Origin of the sequence: Pseudomonas sp. CJQ_9 (assembly GCF_043106615.1) — a bacterium.
GTDB lineage: Bacteria > Pseudomonadota > Gammaproteobacteria > Pseudomonadales > Pseudomonadaceae > Aquipseudomonas > Aquipseudomonas juntendi.
Window position 1 is genome coordinate 1 of record NZ_JBICMS010000042.1, and the last position, 20661, is coordinate 20661.

The following is a 20661-nucleotide window of genomic DNA, read 5'->3' on the forward strand; positions in this document are numbered from 1 at the left end:
CGCAAGTCGCAAGTCGCAAGTCGCAAGTCGCAAGTCGCAAGCTGCAAGCTGCAAGAAAACGTAAGCCATGCCACCATCTGCTTTTTCTAGCCACTTGCGACTTGCAACTTGCGACTTGCCGCTTGCCACTTGCGACTTGCCACTTGCGACTTGCCACTCATCTCCAGCGAACCAGCCATGCCTGAACCCACCCTTCTCCAGCACGCCCAGATCGACTGGGACGACCAGGGCCGCCCCCATTCGCGGCAGTACGACGACGTCTATTTCGCGGTCAACGAAGGCATCGAAGAAACCAAGCATGTGTTCCTCGGCCAGACCCGCCTGGCCGAACGCTTCGCCAACCTGCCCGCACACGGCAGCCTGGTGATCGGCGAGACCGGCTTTGGCACCGGCATGAACTTCTTCTGCGCATGGCAATTGTTCGACCAGCATGCGCCCAGCGGTGCGCGCCTGCATTTCGTCAGTGTCGAAAAGTACCCCCTGGGCGCTGCCGACATGGCCCGCGCCGTACGCCTGTGGCCGGAGCTCGCCGCCTACACCGAGCCGCTGCTGGCCCAATATGTGGCGGTGCACCCCGGCTTTCAGCAGTTCACCTTCGCCGAAGGCCGGGTCACCCTGACCCTGCTGATCGGCGATGTGCTGGAGCAGCTGCCGCAGCTCGATGCCCAGGTCGACGTGTGGTTCCTCGACGGCTTCGCCCCGGCCAAGAACCCCGACATGTGGACCCCGCAGCTGTTCGCCCAGCTGGCGCGGCTGTCCCACGCCGGAACAGTGCTGGGCACCTTCACCACCACCGGCTGGGTGCGCCGCAGCCTGGTCGAAGCGGGCTTCGCCATGAAGAAGGTGCCGGGCATCGGCAAGAAGTGGGAAGTGATGAGCGGCGTCTACGTCGGCGCCCTGCCCGCCCCTGGCGCCCCCTGGTATGCACGCCCGCCCGCCACGCCGGGCCCGCGCCAGGCGCTGGTGATCGGCGCCGGGCTCGCCGGCAGCGCCAGCGCGGCCAGCCTGGCCCGGCGTGGCTGGCAGGTGACCGTGCTGGAACGCCATGCCGCCCCCGCGCAGGAAGCCTCGGGCAACCCGCAAGGGGTGCTGTACCTCAAGCTGTCCGCCCATGGCACGGCGTTGTCGCAGCTGATCCTGTCCGGCTTCGGCTACACCCGGCGCCAGCTCGAACGCCTGCAACGGGGCCAGGACTGGGATGCCTGCGGCGTGCTGCAACTGGCGTTCGACGCCAAGGAAGCCGAGCGCCAGGGCAAACTGGCTGGCGCGTTCGACCACGGCCTGCTGCACGCGCTGCAGCGTACCGAGGCCGAAGCCGTCGCCGGGGTCGCCCTGCCGGCTGGGGGGCTGTTCTACCCCGAGGGCGGCTGGGTCCACCCGCCCGCCCTGTGCCAGCAGCAATTGCAGCACCCTGGTATCCAGCTGGTGACCCACCAGGAAGTCATCGAACTGCGCAAAGTGGCTGACCAGTGGCAAGCCTGGGCCGGCGAGCGCCTGCTGGCCAGCGCACCGGTGGTGATTCTGGCCGCAGCCGCCGAGGTCCGCCGCTTCGACGCCTGTGCCGGGTTGCCGCTCAAGCGCATCCGGGGCCAGATCACCCGCTTGCCGGCCACGGCCGGCAGCCGGGCACTGCGCACCGTGGTGTGCGCCGAAGGCTACGTGGCCCCGCCGCGTGGTGATGAACATACCTTGGGCGCGAGCTTTGATTTCCACAGTGACAACCTGGCGCCGACGGTGGCCGAACACCAGGGCAACCTGGCGTTGCTGGACGAGATATCGACCGACCTGGCCCAACGCCTGGGTGTAGCAACGCTGGCCCCTGAACACCTGCAAGGGCGGGCGGCATTCCGCTGCACCAGCCCGGATTACCTACCGATTGTCGGGCCGCTGGCCGATGCACAGGCGTTTGCCGAAACCTACGCGGTACTGGCCCGTGATGCGCGACAGGTGCCGCAAGCCCCCTGCCCTTGGCTGGGTGGGCTGTATGTGAACAGCGGGCATGGCTCGCGCGGGTTGATCACCGCGCCGTTGAGTGGGGAACTGCTGGCCGCGTGGGTGTGCGGGGAGCCGCTGCCGGTGCCTCAAGGGGTGGCGCAGGCTTGCCATCCTAACCGGTTCGCCCTGCGCAGGCTGATACGGGGCAAGTGATGGAGCCGGGGCTGCGGTGCAGCCCGATCGCGACACAAGGCCGTTCCTGCCAGGCAAAACCGGTGTCGCGGTTGGGCAGAAAAGCGCCGCAGGCCACTGCCGCATATAACAGATTGTTCTAAAACTCTCATAAAGCACATAGGTCAGTTCCTTAAGGTGCCCTAATCCGGGGCATCACCTCCCCAACGGAAAAACCGGTAAGGACTTATGTGCGGATTAGCAGGAGAGTTACGTTTCACCCCCATTGGCCAAGCGCCACGCCCAGCCGACCTGGCGGCGGTAGAGCGCATTACCCATCACCTGGCCCCACGTGGCCCGGATGCCTGGGGCTTCCATAGCCAGGGCCCGATAGCCCTCGGCCACCGCCGCCTGAAAATCATGGACCTGTCCGACGGCTCGGCGCAGCCCATGGTCGACAACACCCTGGGCCTGTCCCTGGCGTTCAATGGTGCCATCTACAATTTCCCCGAGTTGCGCCAGGAACTGCAGGACCTGGGCTACCAGTTCTGGTCGGACGGCGACACCGAGGTGCTGCTCAAGGGCTACCACGCCTGGGGTGCGGCGCTACTGCCGAAACTCAACGGCATGTTCGCCTTGGCCATCTGGGAACGCGATAACCAACGCCTGTTCCTGGCTCGCGACCGCCTGGGCGTCAAGCCGCTGTACCTGTCACGCAACGGCGAGCGGCTGCGTTTTGCCTCGACCCTGCCAGCGCTGCTCCAGGGCGGTGACATCGACCCGATGCTCGACCCGGTCGCGCTCAACCACTACCTGAACTTCCATGCCGTAGTGCCGGCACCGCGCACCTTGCTGGCGAACGTGCAAAAGCTGGAACCCGGCACCTGGATGCGTATCGACCGCCACGGCGAAATCGAGCGCCAGACCTGGTGGCAGCTGCAATACGGGCCCAACGCCGATGAGCGTGAGCTGGACCTGGAAGGCTGGACCACCCGCGTACTCGACGCAACCCGCGAAGCTGTGGCCATCCGCCAGCGTGCCGCGGTGGACGTGGGCGTGCTGCTGTCCGGCGGTGTCGACTCCAGCCTGCTGGTCGGCCTGCTGCGCGAAGTCGGCGTGGACGACCTTTCGACTTTCTCCATCGGCTTTGAAGATGCCGGCGGCGAGCGCGGCGACGAGTTCCAGTACTCCGACCTGATCGCCCGGCACTACGGCACGCGCCACCACCAGTTGCGCATTGCCGAGCACGAAATCATCGACCAGCTGCCTGCCGCCTTCCGCGCCATGAGCGAGCCGATGGTCAGCCACGACTGCATCGCCTTCTACCTGCTGTCGCGTGAAGTGGCCAAGCATTGCAAGGGCGTGCAAAGCGGCCAGGGCGCCGACGAACTGTTCGCCGGCTACCACTGGTACCCACAGGTGGACGGCGCCGACGATGCCTACGCGGCATACCGCAACGCCTTCTTCGACCGCAGCCACGACGAGTACCGCGACACCGTGCAGGCACCGTGGTTGCTGGATACCGATGCCGCTGGCGATTTCGTGCGCGAGCATTTCGCCCGCCCCGGCGCGCCGCAGGCGGTGGACAAGGCCTTGCGCCTGGACAGCACCGTGATGCTGGTCGACGACCCCGTCAAACGGGTCGACAACATGACCATGGCCTGGGGCCTGGAAGCACGTACACCGTTCCTCGACTACCGCCTGGTAGAGCTGTCGGCACGCATTCCGGCGCGCTTCAAGCTGCCAGACGGCGGTAAACAGGTGCTCAAGCAAGCCGCACGGCGAGTGATCCCGCATGAAGTCATCGACCGCAAGAAGGGCTACTTCCCGGTACCGGGCCTGAAGCACCTGGAAGGCGCCACCCTGGGTTGGGTACGCGAACTGCTGACCGACCCCAGCCAGGACCGTGGGCTGTTCAACCCAGCCATGCTCGACCGCCTGCTTAGCAACCCGCACGGCCAATTGACGCCACTGCGCGGTTCCAAGCTGTGGCAACTGGCCGCACTGAACCTGTGGCTGAGCGAACAAGGACTCTGACCGATGAAACCCCAAGAAATCGCCTACGGTCAGCGCTTGCTGCGTGGCCAGGCGCCGTCCTACGAGCGCCTGCAGGCGCGCCTGGCCGGCGACGGCAGCCAGCCCCATCAACAGCCGCGTGCCGTGCACTGCGGCTGGGGCCGGCTGCTGATTGGCCACACCTATGCCGAGCCGGCCGACCTGGCCGATGACCTGTTGGGCGAATGCCCAGGCGAACGCGATATCGCCCTGTATGTGGCAGCACCGCAGCAGGTGCTGGCGCAGGCGCCACAACAGTTGTTCCTGGACCCATCCGACACCCTGCGCCTGTGGTTCACCGATTACCGCCCGGCGCAGCGGGTATTCCGCGGCTTTCGCGTGCGGCGGGCGCAGAACCCGGCCGACTGGCAGGCCATCAACACCTTGTACCAAGTGCGCGGGATGCTGCCGGTCGATGCTGACCTGCTCACCCCTCGGCACCTGGGCGGCCCGGTCTACTGGCTGGCTGAAGACGAGGACAGCGGCGCGGTGATCGGCAGCGTCATGGGCCTGAACCATGCCAAGGCTTTCGATGACCCTGAGAACGGCAGCAGCCTGTGGTGCCTGGCAGTCGACCCGCACTGCACCCGCCCCGGCGTGGGTGAAGTGCTGGTGCGCCACCTCATCGAGCACTTCATGAGCCGTGGCCTGGCCTATCTCGACCTGTCGGTGCTGCACGACAACCGCCAGGCCAAACGCTTGTACCAGAAGCTCGGCTTTCGCAACCTGCCCACCTTCGCCGTCAAGCGCAAGAACGGCATCAACGAGCAACTGTTCCTCGGCCCCGGCCCACAGGCCGACCTCAACCCGTATGCACGCATCATCGTCGACGAGGCATTGCGCCGCGGCATCGAGGTACAGGTGGATGACGCCGCCGGCGGGCTGTTCACCCTCAGCCTGGGCGGCCGGCGCATCCGCTGCCGTGAGTCGCTCAGCGACCTGACCAGCGCCGTGACCATGACGCTGTGCCAGGACAAGCGCCTGACCCAGCATGCCCTGCGCACTGCCGGGTTGCAGGTGCCGGCGCAACAATTGGCCGGTAATGCCGACGACAACCTGGCCTTTCTCGAAGAGCATGGCGCGGTGGTGGTCAAGCCCGTTGACGGCGAACAAGGCCAGGGCGTAGCGGTGAACCTGACCTGCATCGACGACGTGACCCAGGCGGTCGCCCATGCCCGCCAGTTCGATAGCCGGGTGTTGCTGGAGAGCTTCCATGCCGGCCTCGACCTGCGCATCGTGGTGATCGGCTACGAAGTGGTGGCGGCCGCCGTTCGCCACCCAGCCCAGGTGCTGGGTGACGGCAAGCACAGTGTGCTTCAGTTGATCGAGGCTCAAAGCCGTCGTCGCCAGGCTGCTACGGCGGGTGAAAGCCGAATTCCGCTGGATGACGAAACCGAGCGTACCCTGCGCGCTGCTGGCGTGGGTTACGACGATGTGCTGCCCCCCGGCCAGCGCCTGGCTGTGCGGCGTACCGCCAACCTGCACACCGGCGGCACCCTGGAAGACGTGACCGCCCGCCTGCACCCGGTGCTGGCCGACGCCGCCGTGCGCGCTGCCCGGGCCCTGGAAATTCCGGTGGTCGGGCTGGATTTCATGGTGCGTGATGCCGAACAGCCCGAGTACGTGATCATCGAAGCCAACGAGCGCGCCGGGTTGGCCAACCACGAACCACAGCCAACGGCCGAGCGTTTCATCGACCTGCTGTTCCCGCATAGCCGGCCTTTGGCGTAAACCAGTGCCGCCCGCTTTGCAGCGAACCCGCCCCCACCGGTAAGGCGCGCCCCTCAGGTGCGCTGATAGCCCTGTAGGGGCGGTTCCCCCGCAAAAAGGCCGGCACAGGAGCAAGGAGTACTCAACCATGTCCGAGCGACACCCCGAACCCGATCTCGAATACCTCAAGCGCGTGCTGCTGGAGATGCTGGCCATCCCCAGCCCGACCGGTTTCACCGACACCATCGTGCGCTACGTGGCCGAACGCCTGGACGAACTGGGCATCCCCTTCGAGCTGACCCGTCGCGGCACCATTCGGGCGACCTTGAAGGGCCGGCAAACCTCGCCCGACCGCGCCGTATCCGCGCACCTCGATACCATTGGCGCCAGCGTGCGCCAACTGCAGGACAACGGCCGGCTGGCCCTGGCGCCGGTTGGCTGCTGGTCCAGCCGCTTCGCCGAGGGCAGCAGGGTCAGCGTGTTCACCGACACCGGCGTGTTCCGCGGCAGCGTACTGCCGCTGATGGCCAGCGGGCACGCCTTCAACACCGCCATCGACCAGATGCCGGTCAGCTGGGAACACGTGGAAGTCCGCCTGGACGCCTATTGCGCCACCCGCGCCGATTGCGAGGCGCTGGGGGTGAGCATTGGTGACTTCGTGGCCTTCGACCCACTGCCCGAGTTCACAGACAGCGGCCACATCAGCGCCCGTCACCTGGATGACAAGGCCGGTGTCGCGGCGCTGCTCACCGCGCTCAAGGCAGTGGTGGAGAGCGGCCAGCAACCGCTGATCGACTGCCACCCGCTGTTCACCATTACCGAGGAAACCGGCTCGGGCGCAGCGGGTGCCCTGCCTTGGGATGTCAGCGAGTTCGTCGGTATCGACATTGCACCGGTGGCGCCCGGGCAAGCCTCCAGCGAGCACGCCGTGAGCGTGGCCATGCAGGACTCGTCGGGGCCCTACGATTACCACCTGTCGCGGCACTTGCTGAAACTGGCCGGCGACCACGACCTGCCGGTACGCCGCGACCTGTTCCGCTACTACTTCAGTGACGCCCATTCGGCGGTAACGGCCGGGCACGACATCCGCACCGCGCTGGTGGCGTTCGGCTGCGATGCCACCCATGGCTATGAGCGGACTCACATCGACAGCCTGGCGGCCCTGAGCCAGTTGTTGTCGGCGTACTTGCTCAGCCCGCCGGTGTTTGCCAGCGATTCACAGCCGGCCAATGCCTCGCTGGAGCGCTTCAGCCACCAGCTGGAACACGATGCGCAGATGGAGAGCGACACGCGCGTGCCGGCGGTCGACAGCCTGGTCGGTAACAAGGCCTAAGGCCCTGGGGCCGCTTTGCGGCCCATCGCCGGCAAGCCAGCTCCCACAGGGATCGCATCAGGGCTGACAGGTGTTTGTCAGAAGATATGCAGCGGCGAGCACCTGGTTGCACGGTCGTTGTAGGAGCGGCCTTGTGTCGCGATGGGCCGCAACGCGGCCCCAAAAGCCCCAATGTTTCGCGTAGCATGCCCCCACCGTAACCCGAGACACCGCCCCATGCTGATCCCCTACGAGCACCTGCAAGCCGAAACGCTGACCCGCCTGATCGAAGACTTCGTCACCCGCGACGGTACCGACAATGGTGACGATACCCCGCTGGAAACACGGGTACTGCGGGTACGCCAGGCATTGGCCAAGGGCCAGGCCTTCATCCTGTTCGACCCCGAAAGCCAGCAGTGCCAGTTGCTGGCCAAGCATGACGTGCCGCGGGAACTGCTCGACTAGCCGGCCTCGGCTTTCTTGGCTTCCTTGATGCGCTTGTACACCTCGGACCGGTGCACCGGCACTTCCCGTGGGGCGTCCACGCCAAAGCGCACCACCCCGTCACGGGTTTCGACCACCACGAGGCGGATGTTCTCACCGATCATGATGACCTCGCCCACTTCGCGCCCTATCACCAGCATGTTCCGGTCCTCCTGCACAAGGTAAAACCGGAGACTGCATCGTCAGGATCAGGCTACTCAATAGCTCCGCAGCGATTCAGAAGCGCCCTACATCTACTGGTAATTCGCCCTACAGATATTTCATCGCGAAACCGCTTTGGCACGCATTTTCACGGCCATTTCGGCCATTTCCTGGTAGAGCCGCTCGGGGGCTTGCCGCTTCAATTCCCAAGCCTGCCGCCCGGCCTCATGCGGCAGGATCAGGAACTCGCCGGCAGCGACCTGCCGGTGGATGTAGTCGGCAATGTCCGCCGCATTGATCGGCGACCCTTCCAGCAACTTGCCGACCTGCGCCTTCATGGCCGGGTTCGGGCCGCGGAACGAGTCCAGCAGATTGGTCTGGAAGAATGACGGGCACACCACATGCACCGCCACCTCCACCTGGCGCAATTCCACCAGCAAGCTCTCCGACAGCGCCAGCACGCCGGCCTTGGCGACGTTGTAGTTGCTCATGCCCGGCCCCTGCATCAGGGCGGCCATCGACGCGACGTTGATGATGCGCCCCTTGCTGCGCTCCAGCAGGGGCAGGAAGGCCTTGCAGCCCTTGACCACGCCCATCAGGTTGACGGCAATCTGCCAATCCCAGTCTTCCAGCGACAGCTCGGCAAAGAACCCGCCCGAGGCAACCCCGGCGTTGTTGACCACCACGTCGATGCCACCGAACTGCTCGGTGCAGGCCTGAGCCAGGGCCGTGAGCTGGCTGTAGTCGCGCACGTCGCAGCGCTGGACGAAACCCTCGCCGCCAGCCGCACGGGCCAGCTCCAGCGTTTCGCGCAGGCCGCTTTCGTTGACATCGGCCAGCGCCAGGCGCCACCCCTCACGCGCCCAACGCAGGGCAATCTCGCGCCCGAGGCCTGAGCCGGCTCCGGTAATCATGATGCGGTTGTGCATGGTGGCTGGCCCTGTCTCGTTAAGGAATGCAACGAGTCTAAACAAGGGCCTGGCCAACGGCAGGGTTCATCAGGGTAGTGAATGTGGGGGCATGAACCGGCACAAAATGGAATCTTTCACATTGCCCACCAGTCCGAACTTACAAGAGGCCGGCAAGCCGAGGCCCTTGACCCCCAACCACGCAAGGACACGTACATGACCACGATCCTCATCATCATCCTGATTCTTCTGTTGATTGGTGGCTTACCGGTCTTCCCACACTCGCGCAGCTGGGGCTACGGCCCGTCCGGCATCGTCGGCGTGGTACTGGTGGTCCTGCTGGTGTTGTTACTGCTGGGCAGGATCTAGACGCGCCACGCTAGGCATAAAAAAACCGCGCTTCGGCGCGGTTTTTTATGGGCAGGCGGGCTCAGTGCGACACAGCGCCCGAAGCACCCAGGCCAGTCTGCGAACGGACGAACTGCGGGAAGAACAGCGCGCGTTCGTTTTCTGCGGCCTTGGACTTGTCGGTGACCGAGAAGAACCAGATGCTGACGAAGGCAATGGCCATCGAGAACAGCGCCGGGTACTCGTACGGGTAGATCGGCTTTTCATGGCCCAGGATCTGCACCCAAATGGTCGGGCCAAGGATCATCAGCGTCACTGCGCTGACCAGGCCCAGCCAGCCGCCGATCATGGCGCCACGGGTGGTCAGCTTTTTCCAGTACATCGAAAGCAGCAGGACCGGGAAGTTGCAGCTGGCGGCGATGGAGAACGCCAGGCCGACCATGAAGGCGATGTTCTGCTTCTCGAACAGGATGCCCAGGCCGATCGCCAGTACGCCCAGGGCGACGGTGGTGATCTTCGACACGCGAATCTCGTCCTTGTCGTTGGCCTTGCCCTTGCGCCACACGCTGGCGTACAGGTCGTGGGACACTGCCGAGGCACCCGCCAGGGTCAGGCCGGCGACCACCGCCAGGATGGTGGCGAACGCCACTGCCGAGATGAAGCCGAGGAACACGCTGCCACCCACGGCATTGGCCAGGTGCACCGCGGCCATGTTGTTGCCGCCCAGCAGCGCGCCGGCGGCGTCCTTGAAGTCAGGGTTGGTGCTGACCAGCAGGATGGCGCCAAAGCCGATGATGAAGGTGAGGATGTAGAAGTAGCCGATGAAGCCGGTGGCGTACAGCACGCTCTTGCGGGCTTCCTTGGCGTCACTGACGGTGAAGAAGCGCATCAGGATGTGCGGCAGGCCGGCCGTACCGAACATCAGCGCCAGGCCCAGCGAGAACGCCGAGATCGGGTCTTTGACCAGGCCGCCCGGGCTCATGATGGCCTCGCCCTTGGCGTGCACCTTGATCGCTTCGGAGAACAGGGTGTTGAAATCGAAGCCCACGTGTTTCATCACCATCAGCGCCATGAAACTGGCACCGGACAGCAACAGCACGGCCTTGATGATCTGTACCCAGGTGGTGGCGAGCATGCCGCCGAACAGCACGTACAGGCACATCAGGATACCCACCAGGATCACCGCCACATGGTAGTCCAGGCCGAACAGCAGCTCGATCAGCTTGCCGGCACCGACCATCTGCGCGATCAGGTAGAACGCCACCACCACCAGCGAGCCGGAAGCCGACAGGGTACGGATTTCCTTTTGCCCGAGGCGGTACGAAGCCACGTCGGCGAAGGTGTACTTGCCCAGGTTGCGCAGGCGTTCGGCAATCAGGAAGAGAATGATCGGCCAGCCAACCAAAAAGCCGATCGAGTAGATCAGGCCATCATAGCCAGAGGTGAACACCAGTGCGGAAATGCCCAGGAACGAGGCTGCCGACATGTAGTCGCCGGCAATCGCCAGGCCATTCTGGAAACCGGTGATCTTGCCGCCGGCGGCGTAGTAGTCCGACGCCGACTTGTTGCGTTTGGAGGCCCAGTAGGTAATGCCCAGGGTGAAGGCGACGAACGCCACGAACATGGCGATGGCAGAGACGTTCAGCGGTTGCTTCTGCACCTCGCCGGTCAGGGCATCGGCGGCCCACACGGCGGGTGCGAAGGCTCCGCAGGCCAGTATGGCCAGGGCTTTGGCGTGGCGAATCATTGTTGCGCCTCCTTCAGGATGGCCTTGTTCAGCTCATCGAACTCGCCGTTGGCGCGGCGCACGTAGATGGCGGTAAGGACGAATGCCGAGACGATCAGGCCGACGCCAATGGGGATACCCCAGGTGATCGACGACTCAGGGCTGAGCTTGGCGCCCAGTATGTGAGGACCGTAGGCAATCAGAAGGATGAAAGCGCAGTACAAGCCGAGCATGATCGCCGAGAGAATCCAGGCGAACCGTTCGCGTTTGCTGACCAGCTCCTTGAAGCGAGGGCTGTTTTGTATCGAGAGGTAAATGCTGTCGTTCATTGTTTTTGTCCTAGCAGCACAAGTAGGGAAACACCCACACCCTTACTTTATGCTGCCGATGGACGCCAACCAGACGACCTTAGTCTTAGATGCAACGGTGTTTTACCGTTTGCGTAACAAAGTGCCGGCCCATTCACGAGAAAACCCGCTGCCCTGCGGCAGCGGGTTTACCCGCGAAGCAACAAAACTGGCCCTTTCAGGTTGTTACTTGCCAGTCCATTCCTTCACGCGGTCCGGGTGCTTGGCCACCCAGTCCTTGGCCGCCGCTTCAGGCTTGGCGCCTTCCTGGATGGCCAGCATCACTTCGCCAATCTCGTCTTTGGACTGCCAGCTGAATTTCTTCAGGAACTCGGCCACTTCCGGTGCCTTGGTCGCCAGTTCTTTGCTGCCGATGCTGTTTACGGTTTCCGACGCGCCATAAACGCCTTTCGGGTCTTCGAGGAACTTCAGCTTCCACTTGGCGAACATCCAGTGCGGCACCCAGCCGGTCACTGCAATCGACTGCTGCTTGGCGTAGGCACGGCCCAGTTCGGCCGTCATCGCGGCGCCCGAGCTGGCTTGCAGCTTGTAGCCGGTCAGGTCGTAGTCTTTGATGGCCTGTTCGGTCTTGATCATCACGCCCGAGCCTGCATCGATGCCGACGATCTTCTGCTTGAAGGTGTCGTCGGTCTTGAGGTCGCCGATGCTGGTGGCCTTGACGTACTCAGGCACGATCAAGCCGATCTTGGCGTCCTTGAAGTTGGCGCCGTAGTCGACCACGTTATCCTTGTTCTTGGCCCAGTACTCGCCATGGGTCACCGGCAACCAGGCCGACAACATGGCATCGAGCTTGCCGGTCGCCACGCCCTGCCACATGATCCCAGTGGCAACGGCCTGCAACTTCACATCGTAGCCGAGCTTCTGCTTGATTACTTCGGCCGCCACGTTGGTGGTTGCCACGCTGTCGGCCCAGCCGTCCACGTAGCCAATGCTCACTTCCTTGGCCATTGCCTGTGCTGCGCTCAATCCCAGTACCAGGGCGGTGCCCACCCCCAGGAAACGTCGCATTTTTTTCAAAGTTGCCATCAAAGCATCCCCTCGTCAGGTCTTGGAGATTCCATCATCTGCCTGCAACCCTGGGCGACCTGATCCAGCTGCGACCTGTACCTGCCCCATATGCGACAGCACTGTGCCATTAGCGCCATACGCCCATCACGACCTGCGCGATCCTTGCATGCCAAAGCTTTGGCGCCGGGCTACTATCTATTCCTTTGTGCCTGACGATGGACCGCCTGATGCCCCGTTCTGCCCGCTCGCTGCTGCCGTTGTACCTGCTTGCCTGCCTGTTCGCCCTGCTGGGGCTGGGAGCGCTCTGGTACGGGCTTGGCAAGCCGCTGCAACTGCCCGATGCCGCGAGCCCTGCACACAAGCTGCAATGTGCCTCGTATACACCGTTCGACAAGGACCAGTCGCCCTACGACCAACCGTTCCGGCTGCGCCCGCAGCGCATGGATGCCGACCTGGCCTTGTTGGCCGAACGCTTTCAGTGCATTCGCACCTATTCCATGACCGGTCTTGAAGCAATACCGGCGCTGGCGCGCAAGCACGGCCTGAAGGTGATGCTGGGGGCCTGGGTCAATGCGCACGCTGCCGACACCGAGCGGGAAATCAACCTGCTGATCGCCGCCGCCAATGCCAACCCCGACGTGGTCAGCGCAGTGATCGTCGGCAACGAAACCTTGCTGCGCAAGGAGGTGACCGGTGCGCACCTGGCCACGCTGATCGCCCGGGTGAAAAGCCAGGTGCACGTGCCGGTGACCTACGCCGATGTCTGGGAATTCTGGTTACAGCACCCGCAGGTGGCACCGGCGGTGGACTTCCTCACCATTCACCTGTTGCCGTACTGGGAGGACGACCCCCGTGGCATCGACCAGGCCTTGGCCCATGTCGCCGATGTACGCCGGGTATTCGGTACGCGCTTTGCGCCCAAAGACGTCCTGATTGGTGAAACCGGCTGGCCCAGCGAAGGCCGCCAGCGCGAGACGGCAGTGCCCAGCCGGGTCAATGAAGCGCGCTTCATTCGTGGTTTTGTGAGCATGGCAGAGGCCAATGGCTGGCACTACAACCTGATCGAGGCGTTCGACCAGCCGTGGAAGCGTGCCAACGAAGGTGCGGTGGGCGGGTATTGGGGGTTGTACGATGCCGACCGGCAGGACAAGGGTGTGCTGGAAGGGCCGGTGAGCAACCTGCATTACTGGCCGCAGTGGTGGCTGGGCAGCGCCGGGCTGATGCTGGCCATGCTGGTGCTGGCCGGGCGCCCAGCCACCCTGCGGGCGGCGTTGCTGCTACCGCTGCTGGCAGCGCTGGGGGCGGGTTGCCTGGGCCTGTGGGGCGAGCTGGTGCGCACCCATGCGCGCTTCGCCGGGGAATGGGTGTGGGCGCTGGCGCTGGTCGCACTGAACCTGTTGGTGCTGGCCCATGCCGTGTTGGCCCAGGCGCAGCGCGCCGGTTGGCGCGAGCAGCTGTTCGCCGGGTTGCAGGCGCGCGCCGGCTGGCTGTTGCTGGCAGCAGGCTTCGCTGCGGCGGTGAGCATGCTGGCGCTGGTGTTCGACCCGCGCTACCGCAGCTTCCCCACTGCGGCGCTGGCGTTGCCGGCGCTGGTGTACGCGCTGTGGCCGGTGCGTGCGCGGCGGGCGGAGGTGGCATTGCTGGCGTTTATCGTGGGCGCCGGGGTGGCGCCACAGCTGTTTGTCGAAGGGCTGCAGAACCGCCAGGCCTGGGGGTGGGCGGGGGTGAGCGTGGTAATGACAGTGGCGTTGTGGCGCAGCTTGCGGCTACGCGCGGTGTGATGGCGGCCACGGCGCGCATTCGTGGCGGCGGTTGGCCTGGTCAGGCCCGCTGCTGCGACCGGACCAACCGCAAGCCCGCCAGCACCAGCGCAAACACCGCAATGCTGGCGGTATACAGCACCAGCGCCGGCACCGCGAGCACCAGGGCCAGGAAGGCCAGCCACCAGCCTGCACGGCCGGCGACCACCTGCGCCAACAGGGCCAGGCCCAACCCGCCCCAGGCCAGCACCTGGTGGTGAATGCCCAGCCCCAGCAACGACCGGACCTCGCACTGCCAGTACGCCGCCGGTAACGTGCACAGGCCGACCCACTGGCCGTCTTCCATCAGCCCGTAACGCACCGCATAACTGGCTGCGAGCCACAGCCCGATGAACAGCATGACCATGGCTGCCGGCAACGCACGAGACATCCTGTTTTCCCTACAGTCACTATTGAAGAAAACGATGATCACCCATCGCCCCTGATAAGGCAAAATTGTCGGCCTGCAGCTATGTTGCAGATAACAAGGACACCAAAGGCCACTACGCCAGGCAACTTTGTTCAGCCTGCAGTGGTCCTAGCCTGCATACGCTTGACCTTGCGTTCTTTTGGGGGATTACATGCTTCGTACTTTGCGCCTCGCTGCCTTGCTCGGTGGCCTGCTCATGGCTGTGGCCGCTTCAGCGCGCGATATCGACGCCGCCAGCTATGGCTACCCCTTGACCAACCCGTTCGAGGCCACCATCGCCACCACACCGCCGGAGCAGCGCCCGTCCCTGCCCAGCGATGAAGACATCGACCAGTCCGACTACAGCCTGAACCTGCGCCCGGAGCGCGAGTTCATCCTGCCCGACAACTTCTGGGCGGTGAAAAAGCTCAAGTACCGCCTGGCCCGCCAGGACCACGCGGCGCCGCTGATCTTCATCATCGCCGGCACCGGGGCCGCCTACACCAGCACCATCAACGAATACCTGAAGAAGCTGTTCTATCAGGCCGGTTTCCACGTGGTGCAGTTGTCGTCGCCTACCAGCTACGACTTCATAAGCGCCGCCTCGCGCTTTGCCACCCCCGGCATCACCCAGGAAGACGCCGAAGACTTGTACCGGGTCATGCAGGCCGTGCGTGCCCAGCACCCGCGCCTGCCGGTCAGCGACTTCTACCTGACCGGCTACAGCCTGGGGGCCCTCGACGCGGCGTTCGTCAGCCACCTGGACGAAACCCGCCGCAGCTTCAACTTCAAGCGCGTGTTGCTGCTCAACCCGCCGGTCAACCTGTACACCTCGATCAACAACCTCGACAAGCTGGTGCAAACCCAGGTCAAGGGCATCGACCGCAGCACCACCTTCTACGAGTTGATGCTGCAAAAGCTCACCCGCTACTTCCAGGACAAGGGTTACATCGACCTCAACGATGCCCTGCTGTACGACTTCCAGCAGTCGAAGCAACATTTGTCCAACGAACAGATGGCCATGCTGATCGGCACCTCGTTCCGCTTCTCGGCGGCCGACATTGCCTTTACCTCCGACCTGATCAACCGTCGCGGCCTGATCATTCCGCCGAAGTACCCGATCACCGAAGGCAGCAGCCTCACGCCGTTCTTCAAACGTGCCCTGCAGTGTGATTTCGACTGCTACATGACCGAACAGGTAATCCCCATGTGGCGGGCACGCACCGACGGCAACAGCATCCTGCAACTGATCAACCAGGTCAGCCTGTACTCGCTGGCAGACTACCTGCACAGCAGCGACAAGATCGCGGTGATGCACAACGCCGACGACGTCATCCTCGGCCCGGGCGACATTGGCTTCCTGCGCAAGGTCTTTGGTGACCGGCTGACCCTCTACCCCCATGGCGGCCATTGCGGCAACCTCAACTACCGCGTCAACAGCGACGCCATGCTGGAGTTCTTCCGTGGTTAACAAACTCCTCTTCGCCACTGCCCTGCTAGCCGCCGGCCACACCCTGGCCGCCGAAACCGCACCGCGGGCCAGCGTGGTCGAGGCCGACCCGCAGGTGGTTGGCACAGCGCCACTGGTGCCCGAGTCCGACGGTTTTCTCGACCCGCTGCGCGAGCTGAAATTCAACCCCGGCCTGGACCAGCGGGAGTTCGAGCGCTCCACGTTGGAGGCGCTGAACGTGTACGACCCGCTGGAGTCGGTCAACCGGCGCATCTACCACTTCAACTACCGCCTCGACCAGTGGGTGCTGCTGCCGTTGGTGAACGGCTACCAGTACGTCACGCCAAGCTTCGTCCGCACCGGGGTCAGCAACTTTTTCAATAACCTGGGCGATGTGCCGAACCTGTTCAACAGCGTGCTGCAGCTCAAGGCCAAACGCTCGGCCGAGATCACCGCGCGGTTGATGTTCAACACCATCATTGGCGTGGGCGGGCTGTGGGACCCGGCGACCAGCATGGGCCTGCCACGGCAGAGCGAAGACTTTGGCCAGACGCTGGGCTTCTACGGGGTACCCGAAGGGCCGTACCTGATGCTGCCGCTGCTGGGCCCGTCGAACCTGCGCGACACCACCGGCCTGGCAGTGGACTACGCCGGCGAGCAGAGCATCAACTACCTCAACGTGGCCGACGTCAGCAAAGACCACCCCGAGATCTTCGCCTTGCGCGTGGTGGACAAACGCTACAATACCAAATTCCGCTATGGCCAGCTCAACTCGCCGTTCGAGTATGAGAAGGTGCGCTACGTCTATACCCAGTCGCGCAAGCTGCAAATAGCCGAGTAAGCCGGCCGGGCCCTTTGGCGGCGGTGCAATGCCGCAAAAGGGCCGGCGCAGGCGTTATCCGATACCCAGGAACTGGCACAGCTCGCGCTTTTTGGCCAAGGCATCGCGGCGCCCCAACTCGATCAGCTCACTGCAATAACTGGCTTCGAACAGCAGGTAGCTCAACACCCCCGCCCCACTGGTGCGGGTTGCGCCCGGCCCCCGCAGGAACAGGCGCAGTGCCGCCGGCAGGTCGCGGCGGTGGCGCGCGGCAATCTCGTCCAGCGGCTGGCTGGGCGCAACAACCAGCACGTCGATCGGTGCCAGGCCCAGGCGGCGTGCGTCCAGGTGCGCCGGCAACAGCCGGCCCAGGTGGTTGAGCCGCTGCAGCAGTTCGATGTCATCTTCCAGGCTGTCAATAAAGGTACTGTTGAGCAGGTGCCCGCCGATCTGCGCCAGGCTCGGCTGCCGCCCGCTGAACACCCGCTGGGTTGGCAAGGGTGGCGCCGGCCGCTGCGGGTTGCCGCTGACGCCGACCACCAGCACCCGGCTGGCGCCCAGGTGCAGGGCCGGGCTTATCGGAGCGGACTGTCGCACCGCACCGTCACCGTAATACTCGTCACCCAACTGCACCGGCGCGAACAGCAGCGGAATCGCCGCACTGGCCAGCAGGTGGTCGATGCCAAGCGCCGTGGGCACGCCGATGCGGCGGTGGCGCAACCAGGCCTCGATCGAACCCCGGCCCTGGTAAAAGGTCACCGCCTGGCCGGACTCGTAACCGAAGGCGGTAACCGCTACCGCGCGCAGTTGCTCGGAGGCCAAGGCCTGGCCAATGCCATCCAGGTTCAGCTGCGCCTCCAGCAAGGTGCGCAGCGGGCGGCTGTCGAGCAACGCCACGGGCGCCTGGCCGCCCAGCCCAAGCAGGTTGTGGCCGACAAACCGGCTGGCCTGGTGCACCACCCCAGGCCAATCACTGCGGATCACCAGGTGGCTACGTACGTTCTGCCAGAAGTGCGTCAGCCGTTGCACGGCTGCGTTGAACTGGCCGGCACCGCTGGCCAGGGTCACGGCGTTGATGGCACCCGCCGAGGTGCCAACGATCACCGGGAACGGGTTGGCTGCGCTGGCCGGCAACAGCTCGGCGATGCCGGCCAGTACACCGACCTGATAGGCGGCGCGGGCGCCACCGCCAGATAGGATAAGGCCGGTTACCGCAGGTGGGGCCATGGCGTGCTTCCCGACGACACAGGGTTCAACGCTTTTTCTTGTCATACAGCCGCTCAGCCCCTTCGGGCCGCGACTTGAAGCGGCGGTGCGCCCACAGGTACTGCTCGGGGCATTCGCGCAGCACGCTTTCGACCCACTGGTTGATGCGCAGGCAATCGGCCTCTTCGCTTTCCCCGGGGAAGTCCGCCAGCGGTGGGTGGACCACCAGCCGGTAGCCGCTGCCATCGGCCAGGCGTTTCTGGGTGAACGGAATGACCTGCGCCTTGCCCAGCCGGGCAAACTTGGTAGTGGCCGTGACCGTCGCGGCGGGTATGCCGAACAGCGGCACGAACAGGCTCTGTTTGGTGCCGTAGTCCTGGTCCGGCGCGTACCAGATCGCCCGGCCCGAACGCAGCAGCTTGAGCATGCCACGCACATCCTCGCGTTCCACCGCCAGCGAATCGAGGTTGTGACGCTCGCGCCCGCTGCGCTGGATGAAATCGAACAGCGCGTTACCATGCTCGCGGTACATGCCGTCGATGGTGTGCTGCTGGCCCAGCAGCGCCGCGCCGATTTCCAGGGTGGTGAAGTGCACCGCCATCAGGATGGCCCCCTGCCCCGCCTGCTGTGCGGCTTGCAGGTGCTCCAGGCCCTCGACATGGGCCAGGCGTGCCAGCCGCGCCTTGGGCCACCACCAGCTCATGGCCATTTCGAAAAAGGCGATGCCGGTGGAAGCGAAGTTGGCTTTCAGCAAACGCTGCCGTTCGTCGACTGACAGCTCTGGAAAGCACAGCTCCAGGTTGCGCGCAGCAATGCGCCGGCGCTCGCCGGCAAAGTGGTACATCACCGCGCCCAGCGCGGCACCGATTTTCAACAGCACCCGGTACGGCAACTGGACTACCAGCCACAGCAGGCCCAGGCCCAGCCACAGGCCCCAGAATTTTGGGTGAAGGTAATGGCGACGAAAACGCGGGCGTTCCATTGAAGCATCCGGAAAGACAAAGGCTGCGCATTCTACAACGGATCAGCGCATGTTGCGGGCAACCGGTGTTCTCGTTATAAGTCAGGGCACTTTTTCCGCAACAAGCCGTCTATGCAGACCATGAGCCCAAACCACACACCCGACACCGCTTCCGTGTTCCAGCTCAAGGGCAGCATGCTTGCCATCACCGTACTGGAACTGGCGCGCAATGACCTTGAAGCCCTGGACCGCCAGCTGGCGGCCAAAGTCGCACAAGCGCCGAACTTCTTCAGTAACACGCCGCTGGTGCTGGCGCTGGACAAGCTGCCTGCCGATGAAGGGGCAATCGACCTGCCCGGCTTGATGCGGATCTGCCGCCACCATGGCCTGCGCACGCTGGCCATTCGTGCCAGCCGCATCGAGGACATCGCCGCCGCCATCGCCATCGACCTGCCCGTACTGCCGCCGTCCGGCGCCCGTGAGCGGCCGCTGGAGCCCGAACCCGAAGTGGTGAAAAAACCTGAACCCGCCCCGGTACCGCCCCCCGCCCCGGAGCCGGAGGTGCGCCCGACCCGCATCATCACTTCGCCCGTACGCGGCGGCCAGCAGATCTACGCCCAAGGTGGCGATCTGATAGTAACGGCTTCGGTCAGCCCGGGTGCGGAACTTCTGGCCGATGGCAACATCCATGTGTACGGCGCCATGCGCGGCCGCGCCCTGGCCGGCATCAAAGGCAATACCAAGGCACGTATCTTCTGCCAGCAGATGACCGCCGAAATGGTCTCCATCGCTGGCCAGTACAAGGTTTGCGAAGACCTGCGCCGTGACCCGCTGTGGGGCACTGGCGTGCAAGTCAGCCTGTCTGGTGACGTGTTGAACATCACCCGTCTTTAACGGATACTTGCCAGCATTTTTAGTGCAACTTTTTTTACAGTTGCCTTTTATTTGAGCTATTAAAGCTATTTCAGTTTTTTGCAGGGACAAGTGTCCCGACTATTTTAGGGGTGAAACACCTTGGCCAAGATTCTCGTGGTTACTTCCGGCAAGGGGGGTGTGGGCAAGACCACCACCAGCGCCGCCATTGGTACCGGCCTCGCTCTGCGCGGCCACAAGACCGTCATCGTCGACTTCGACGTGGGCCTGCGTAACCTCGACCTGATCATGGGCTGCGAACGCCGCGTGGTGTACGACTTCGTCAACGTGGTCAACGGCGAAGCCAACCTGCAACAGGCTCTGATCAAGGACAAGCGCCTCGAGAACCTGTACGTGCTGGCCGCCAGCCAGACCCGTGACAAGGACGCGCTGACCCAGGAAGGCGTGGAAAAGGTACTGATGGACCTGAAAAAGGACTTCGAGTACGTGATCTGCGATTCGCCGGCCGGTATCGAGAAAGGCGCGCACCTGGCGATGTACTTCGCCGATGAAGCGATTGTCGTGACCAACCCTGAAGTGTCGTCGGTACGTGACTCGGACCGCATGCTGGGTATTCTGTCGAGCAAATCGCGCCGTTCCGAGAACGGCGAAGAGCCGATCAAGGAGCACCTGCTGATCACCCGCTACCATCCCGAGCGCGTGGTGAAGGGCGAAATGCTCAGCGTGGCCGACGTCGAAGAAATCCTGTCGATCAAACTCAAAGGCGTCATCCCGGAGTCTCAGGCTGTGCTCAAGGCTTCCAACCAGGGTATCCCGGTCATCCTCGATGACCAGAGCGACGCTGGCCAGGCCTACAGCGATGCAGTCGACCGCCTGTTGGGCAAAGAGAAGCCAATGCGCTTCATCGATGTACAGAAGAAAGGATTCTTCGAGCGCATTTTCGGGAGCAAATAAACC

The 20661-nt window shown here is 64.2% G+C and carries 19 protein-coding genes; 11 read left to right on the top strand and 8 right to left on the bottom strand.

Annotation, left to right across the window (positions count from 1 at the left end):
• The first annotated feature begins 177 nt into the window (after nt 1–177).
• From mnmC to ACF8SD_RS07530, 5 genes are all read left to right on the top strand, one after another.
• Nucleotides 178–2148, top strand: coding sequence for a bifunctional tRNA (5-methylaminomethyl-2-thiouridine)(34)-methyltransferase MnmD/FAD-dependent 5-carboxymethylaminomethyl-2-thiouridine(34) oxidoreductase MnmC (gene mnmC, locus ACF8SD_RS07510; protein WP_280091343.1), 1971 nt, complete (start codon nt 178–180; stop codon nt 2146–2148).
• Between the two features lie 207 nt (nt 2149–2355).
• A complete protein-coding gene (locus ACF8SD_RS07515; RefSeq protein WP_392484144.1) occupies nt 2356–4143 on the top strand; it encodes an N-acetylglutaminylglutamine amidotransferase in 1788 nt (595 codons plus the stop codon).
• Nucleotides 4144–4146: 3 nt separating this feature from the next.
• Complete coding sequence (gene ngg, locus ACF8SD_RS07520) at nt 4147–5892, top strand: N-acetylglutaminylglutamine synthetase (RefSeq protein ID WP_173887884.1); 1746 nt, start codon at nt 4147–4149, stop codon at nt 5890–5892.
• Nucleotides 5893–6019: 127 nt separating this feature from the next.
• A complete protein-coding gene (locus ACF8SD_RS07525; RefSeq protein WP_054912166.1) occupies nt 6020–7204 on the top strand; it encodes an osmoprotectant NAGGN system M42 family peptidase in 1185 nt (394 codons plus the stop codon).
• 216 nt (nt 7205–7420) lie between these two features.
• Nucleotides 7421–7648 carry a YheU family protein gene (locus tag ACF8SD_RS07530; RefSeq protein WP_039603187.1) on the top strand — a complete coding sequence of 76 codons (228 nt, stop codon included), beginning with the start codon at nt 7421–7423 and terminating at the stop codon, nt 7646–7648.
• On the opposite strand, the gene csrA is transcribed toward ACF8SD_RS07530, so the two are convergent.
• Entirely contained in the window at nt 7645–7827 is a 183-nt protein-coding gene (gene csrA, locus ACF8SD_RS07535; RefSeq protein ID WP_009682863.1) for a carbon storage regulator CsrA, read from the bottom strand. The two genes, ACF8SD_RS07530 and csrA, sit on opposite strands and share 4 nt — an antisense overlap.
• A 120-nt stretch (nt 7828–7947) precedes the next feature.
• The gene (locus ACF8SD_RS07540) at nt 7948–8757 is read right to left on the bottom strand and encodes an SDR family oxidoreductase (RefSeq protein ID WP_392484145.1); all 810 of its coding nucleotides are present in this window, start codon (nt 8755–8757) and stop codon (nt 7948–7950) included.
• 195 nt (nt 8758–8952) lie between these two features.
• Between ACF8SD_RS07540 and ACF8SD_RS07545 the strand changes: the two genes are divergently transcribed.
• On the top strand, nt 8953–9105 hold the full coding sequence (locus ACF8SD_RS07545; protein WP_009682861.1) for a DUF3309 family protein: 153 nt from the start codon (nt 8953–8955) through the stop codon (nt 9103–9105).
• 61 nt (nt 9106–9166) lie between these two features.
• Here the strand turns inward: ACF8SD_RS07545 and ACF8SD_RS07550 are convergent, their stop codons facing one another.
• The 3 genes from ACF8SD_RS07550 to ACF8SD_RS07560 all read right to left on the bottom strand — a co-directional run bounded on the left by ACF8SD_RS07550 (nt 9167) and on the right by ACF8SD_RS07560 (nt 12204).
• Nucleotides 9167–10831: a cation acetate symporter gene (locus tag ACF8SD_RS07550; RefSeq protein ID WP_009682860.1), complete on the bottom strand. Its 1665-nt coding sequence runs from the start codon at nt 10829–10831 to the stop codon at nt 9167–9169.
• The gene (locus tag ACF8SD_RS07555; protein WP_009682859.1) at nt 10828–11139 is read right to left on the bottom strand and encodes a DUF485 domain-containing protein; all 312 of its coding nucleotides are present in this window, start codon (nt 11137–11139) and stop codon (nt 10828–10830) included. Before ACF8SD_RS07555 ends, ACF8SD_RS07550 begins: the two co-directional genes overlap by 4 nt.
• Before the next feature lie 204 nt (nt 11140–11343).
• A complete protein-coding gene (locus ACF8SD_RS07560) occupies nt 11344–12204 on the bottom strand; it encodes a glycine betaine ABC transporter substrate-binding protein (protein WP_392484146.1) in 861 nt (286 codons plus the stop codon).
• Nucleotides 12205–12401: 197 nt separating this feature from the next.
• On the opposite strand from ACF8SD_RS07560, the gene ACF8SD_RS07565 reads away from it, so the two are divergent.
• Complete coding sequence (locus tag ACF8SD_RS07565; protein WP_173887881.1) at nt 12402–13967, top strand: beta (1-6) glucans synthase; 1566 nt, start codon at nt 12402–12404, stop codon at nt 13965–13967.
• Between the two features lie 40 nt (nt 13968–14007).
• Here the strand turns inward: ACF8SD_RS07565 and ACF8SD_RS07570 are convergent, their stop codons facing one another.
• Complete coding sequence (locus ACF8SD_RS07570) at nt 14008–14376, bottom strand: hypothetical protein (RefSeq protein WP_173887880.1); 369 nt, start codon at nt 14374–14376, stop codon at nt 14008–14010.
• Nucleotides 14377–14566: 190 nt separating this feature from the next.
• Here ACF8SD_RS07570 and ACF8SD_RS07575 point away from each other — a divergent pair, with 190 nt between their 5' ends.
• Nucleotides 14567–15865: a serine/threonine protein kinase gene (locus tag ACF8SD_RS07575; RefSeq protein ID WP_173887879.1), complete on the top strand. Its 1299-nt coding sequence runs from the start codon at nt 14567–14569 to the stop codon at nt 15863–15865.
• Complete coding sequence (locus ACF8SD_RS07580; protein ID WP_392484147.1) at nt 15858–16685, top strand: VacJ family lipoprotein; 828 nt, start codon at nt 15858–15860, stop codon at nt 16683–16685. The genes ACF8SD_RS07575 and ACF8SD_RS07580 overlap by 8 nt, the downstream gene beginning before the upstream one ends.
• Nucleotides 16686–16739: 54 nt before the next feature.
• On the opposite strand, the gene ACF8SD_RS07585 is transcribed toward ACF8SD_RS07580, so the two are convergent.
• Together ACF8SD_RS07585 and ACF8SD_RS07590 are read right to left on the bottom strand one after the other, a co-directional pair.
• On the bottom strand, nt 16740–17891 hold the full coding sequence (locus tag ACF8SD_RS07585) for a patatin-like phospholipase family protein (RefSeq protein ID WP_392484148.1): 1152 nt from the start codon (nt 17889–17891) through the stop codon (nt 16740–16742).
• 25 nt (nt 17892–17916) lie between these two features.
• Complete coding sequence (locus ACF8SD_RS07590) at nt 17917–18852, bottom strand: lipid A biosynthesis lauroyl acyltransferase (RefSeq protein WP_173887876.1); 936 nt, start codon at nt 18850–18852, stop codon at nt 17917–17919.
• A gap of 111 nt (nt 18853–18963) precedes the next feature.
• Between ACF8SD_RS07590 and minC the strand changes: the two genes are divergently transcribed.
• Complete coding sequence (gene minC, locus ACF8SD_RS07595; RefSeq protein ID WP_173887875.1) at nt 18964–19725, top strand: septum site-determining protein MinC; 762 nt, start codon at nt 18964–18966, stop codon at nt 19723–19725.
• Between the two features lie 120 nt (nt 19726–19845).
• On the top strand, nt 19846–20658 hold the full coding sequence (gene minD / locus ACF8SD_RS07600; RefSeq protein ID WP_003252574.1) for a septum site-determining protein MinD: 813 nt from the start codon (nt 19846–19848) through the stop codon (nt 20656–20658).
• Nucleotides 20659–20661: the final 3 nt, after the last annotated feature.

Bases quoted from the DNA above. Each gene is read 5' to 3' on its own strand.
- mnmC (WP_280091343.1), top strand. From the start codon at position 178: ATGCCTGAACCCACCCTTCTCCAGCACGCCCAGATCGACTGGGACGAC.
- ACF8SD_RS07515 (WP_392484144.1), top strand. From the start codon at position 2,356: ATGTGCGGATTAGCAGGAGAGTTACGTTTCACCCCCATTGGCCAAGCG.
- ngg (WP_173887884.1), top strand. From the start codon at position 4,147: ATGAAACCCCAAGAAATCGCCTACGGTCAGCGCTTGCTGCGTGGCCAG.
- ACF8SD_RS07525 (WP_054912166.1), top strand. From the start codon at position 6,020: ATGTCCGAGCGACACCCCGAACCCGATCTCGAATACCTCAAGCGCGTG.
- ACF8SD_RS07530 (WP_039603187.1), top strand. From the start codon at position 7,421: ATGCTGATCCCCTACGAGCACCTGCAAGCCGAAACGCTGACCCGCCTG.
- csrA (WP_009682863.1), bottom strand. From the start codon at position 7,827: ATGCTGGTGATAGGGCGCGAAGTGGGCGAGGTCATCATGATCGGTGAG.
- ACF8SD_RS07540 (WP_392484145.1), bottom strand. From the start codon at position 8,757: ATGCACAACCGCATCATGATTACCGGAGCCGGCTCAGGCCTCGGGCGC.
- ACF8SD_RS07545 (WP_009682861.1), top strand. From the start codon at position 8,953: ATGACCACGATCCTCATCATCATCCTGATTCTTCTGTTGATTGGTGGC.
- ACF8SD_RS07550 (WP_009682860.1), bottom strand. From the start codon at position 10,831: ATGATTCGCCACGCCAAAGCCCTGGCCATACTGGCCTGCGGAGCCTTC.
- ACF8SD_RS07555 (WP_009682859.1), bottom strand. From the start codon at position 11,139: ATGAACGACAGCATTTACCTCTCGATACAAAACAGCCCTCGCTTCAAG.
- ACF8SD_RS07560 (WP_392484146.1), bottom strand. From the start codon at position 12,204: ATGGCAACTTTGAAAAAAATGCGACGTTTCCTGGGGGTGGGCACCGCC.
- ACF8SD_RS07565 (WP_173887881.1), top strand. From the start codon at position 12,402: ATGGACCGCCTGATGCCCCGTTCTGCCCGCTCGCTGCTGCCGTTGTAC.
- ACF8SD_RS07570 (WP_173887880.1), bottom strand. From the start codon at position 14,376: ATGTCTCGTGCGTTGCCGGCAGCCATGGTCATGCTGTTCATCGGGCTG.
- ACF8SD_RS07575 (WP_173887879.1), top strand. From the start codon at position 14,567: ATGCTTCGTACTTTGCGCCTCGCTGCCTTGCTCGGTGGCCTGCTCATG.
- ACF8SD_RS07585 (WP_392484148.1), bottom strand. From the start codon at position 17,891: ATGGCCCCACCTGCGGTAACCGGCCTTATCCTATCTGGCGGTGGCGCC.
- ACF8SD_RS07590 (WP_173887876.1), bottom strand. From the start codon at position 18,852: ATGGAACGCCCGCGTTTTCGTCGCCATTACCTTCACCCAAAATTCTGG.
- minC (WP_173887875.1), top strand. From the start codon at position 18,964: ATGCAGACCATGAGCCCAAACCACACACCCGACACCGCTTCCGTGTTC.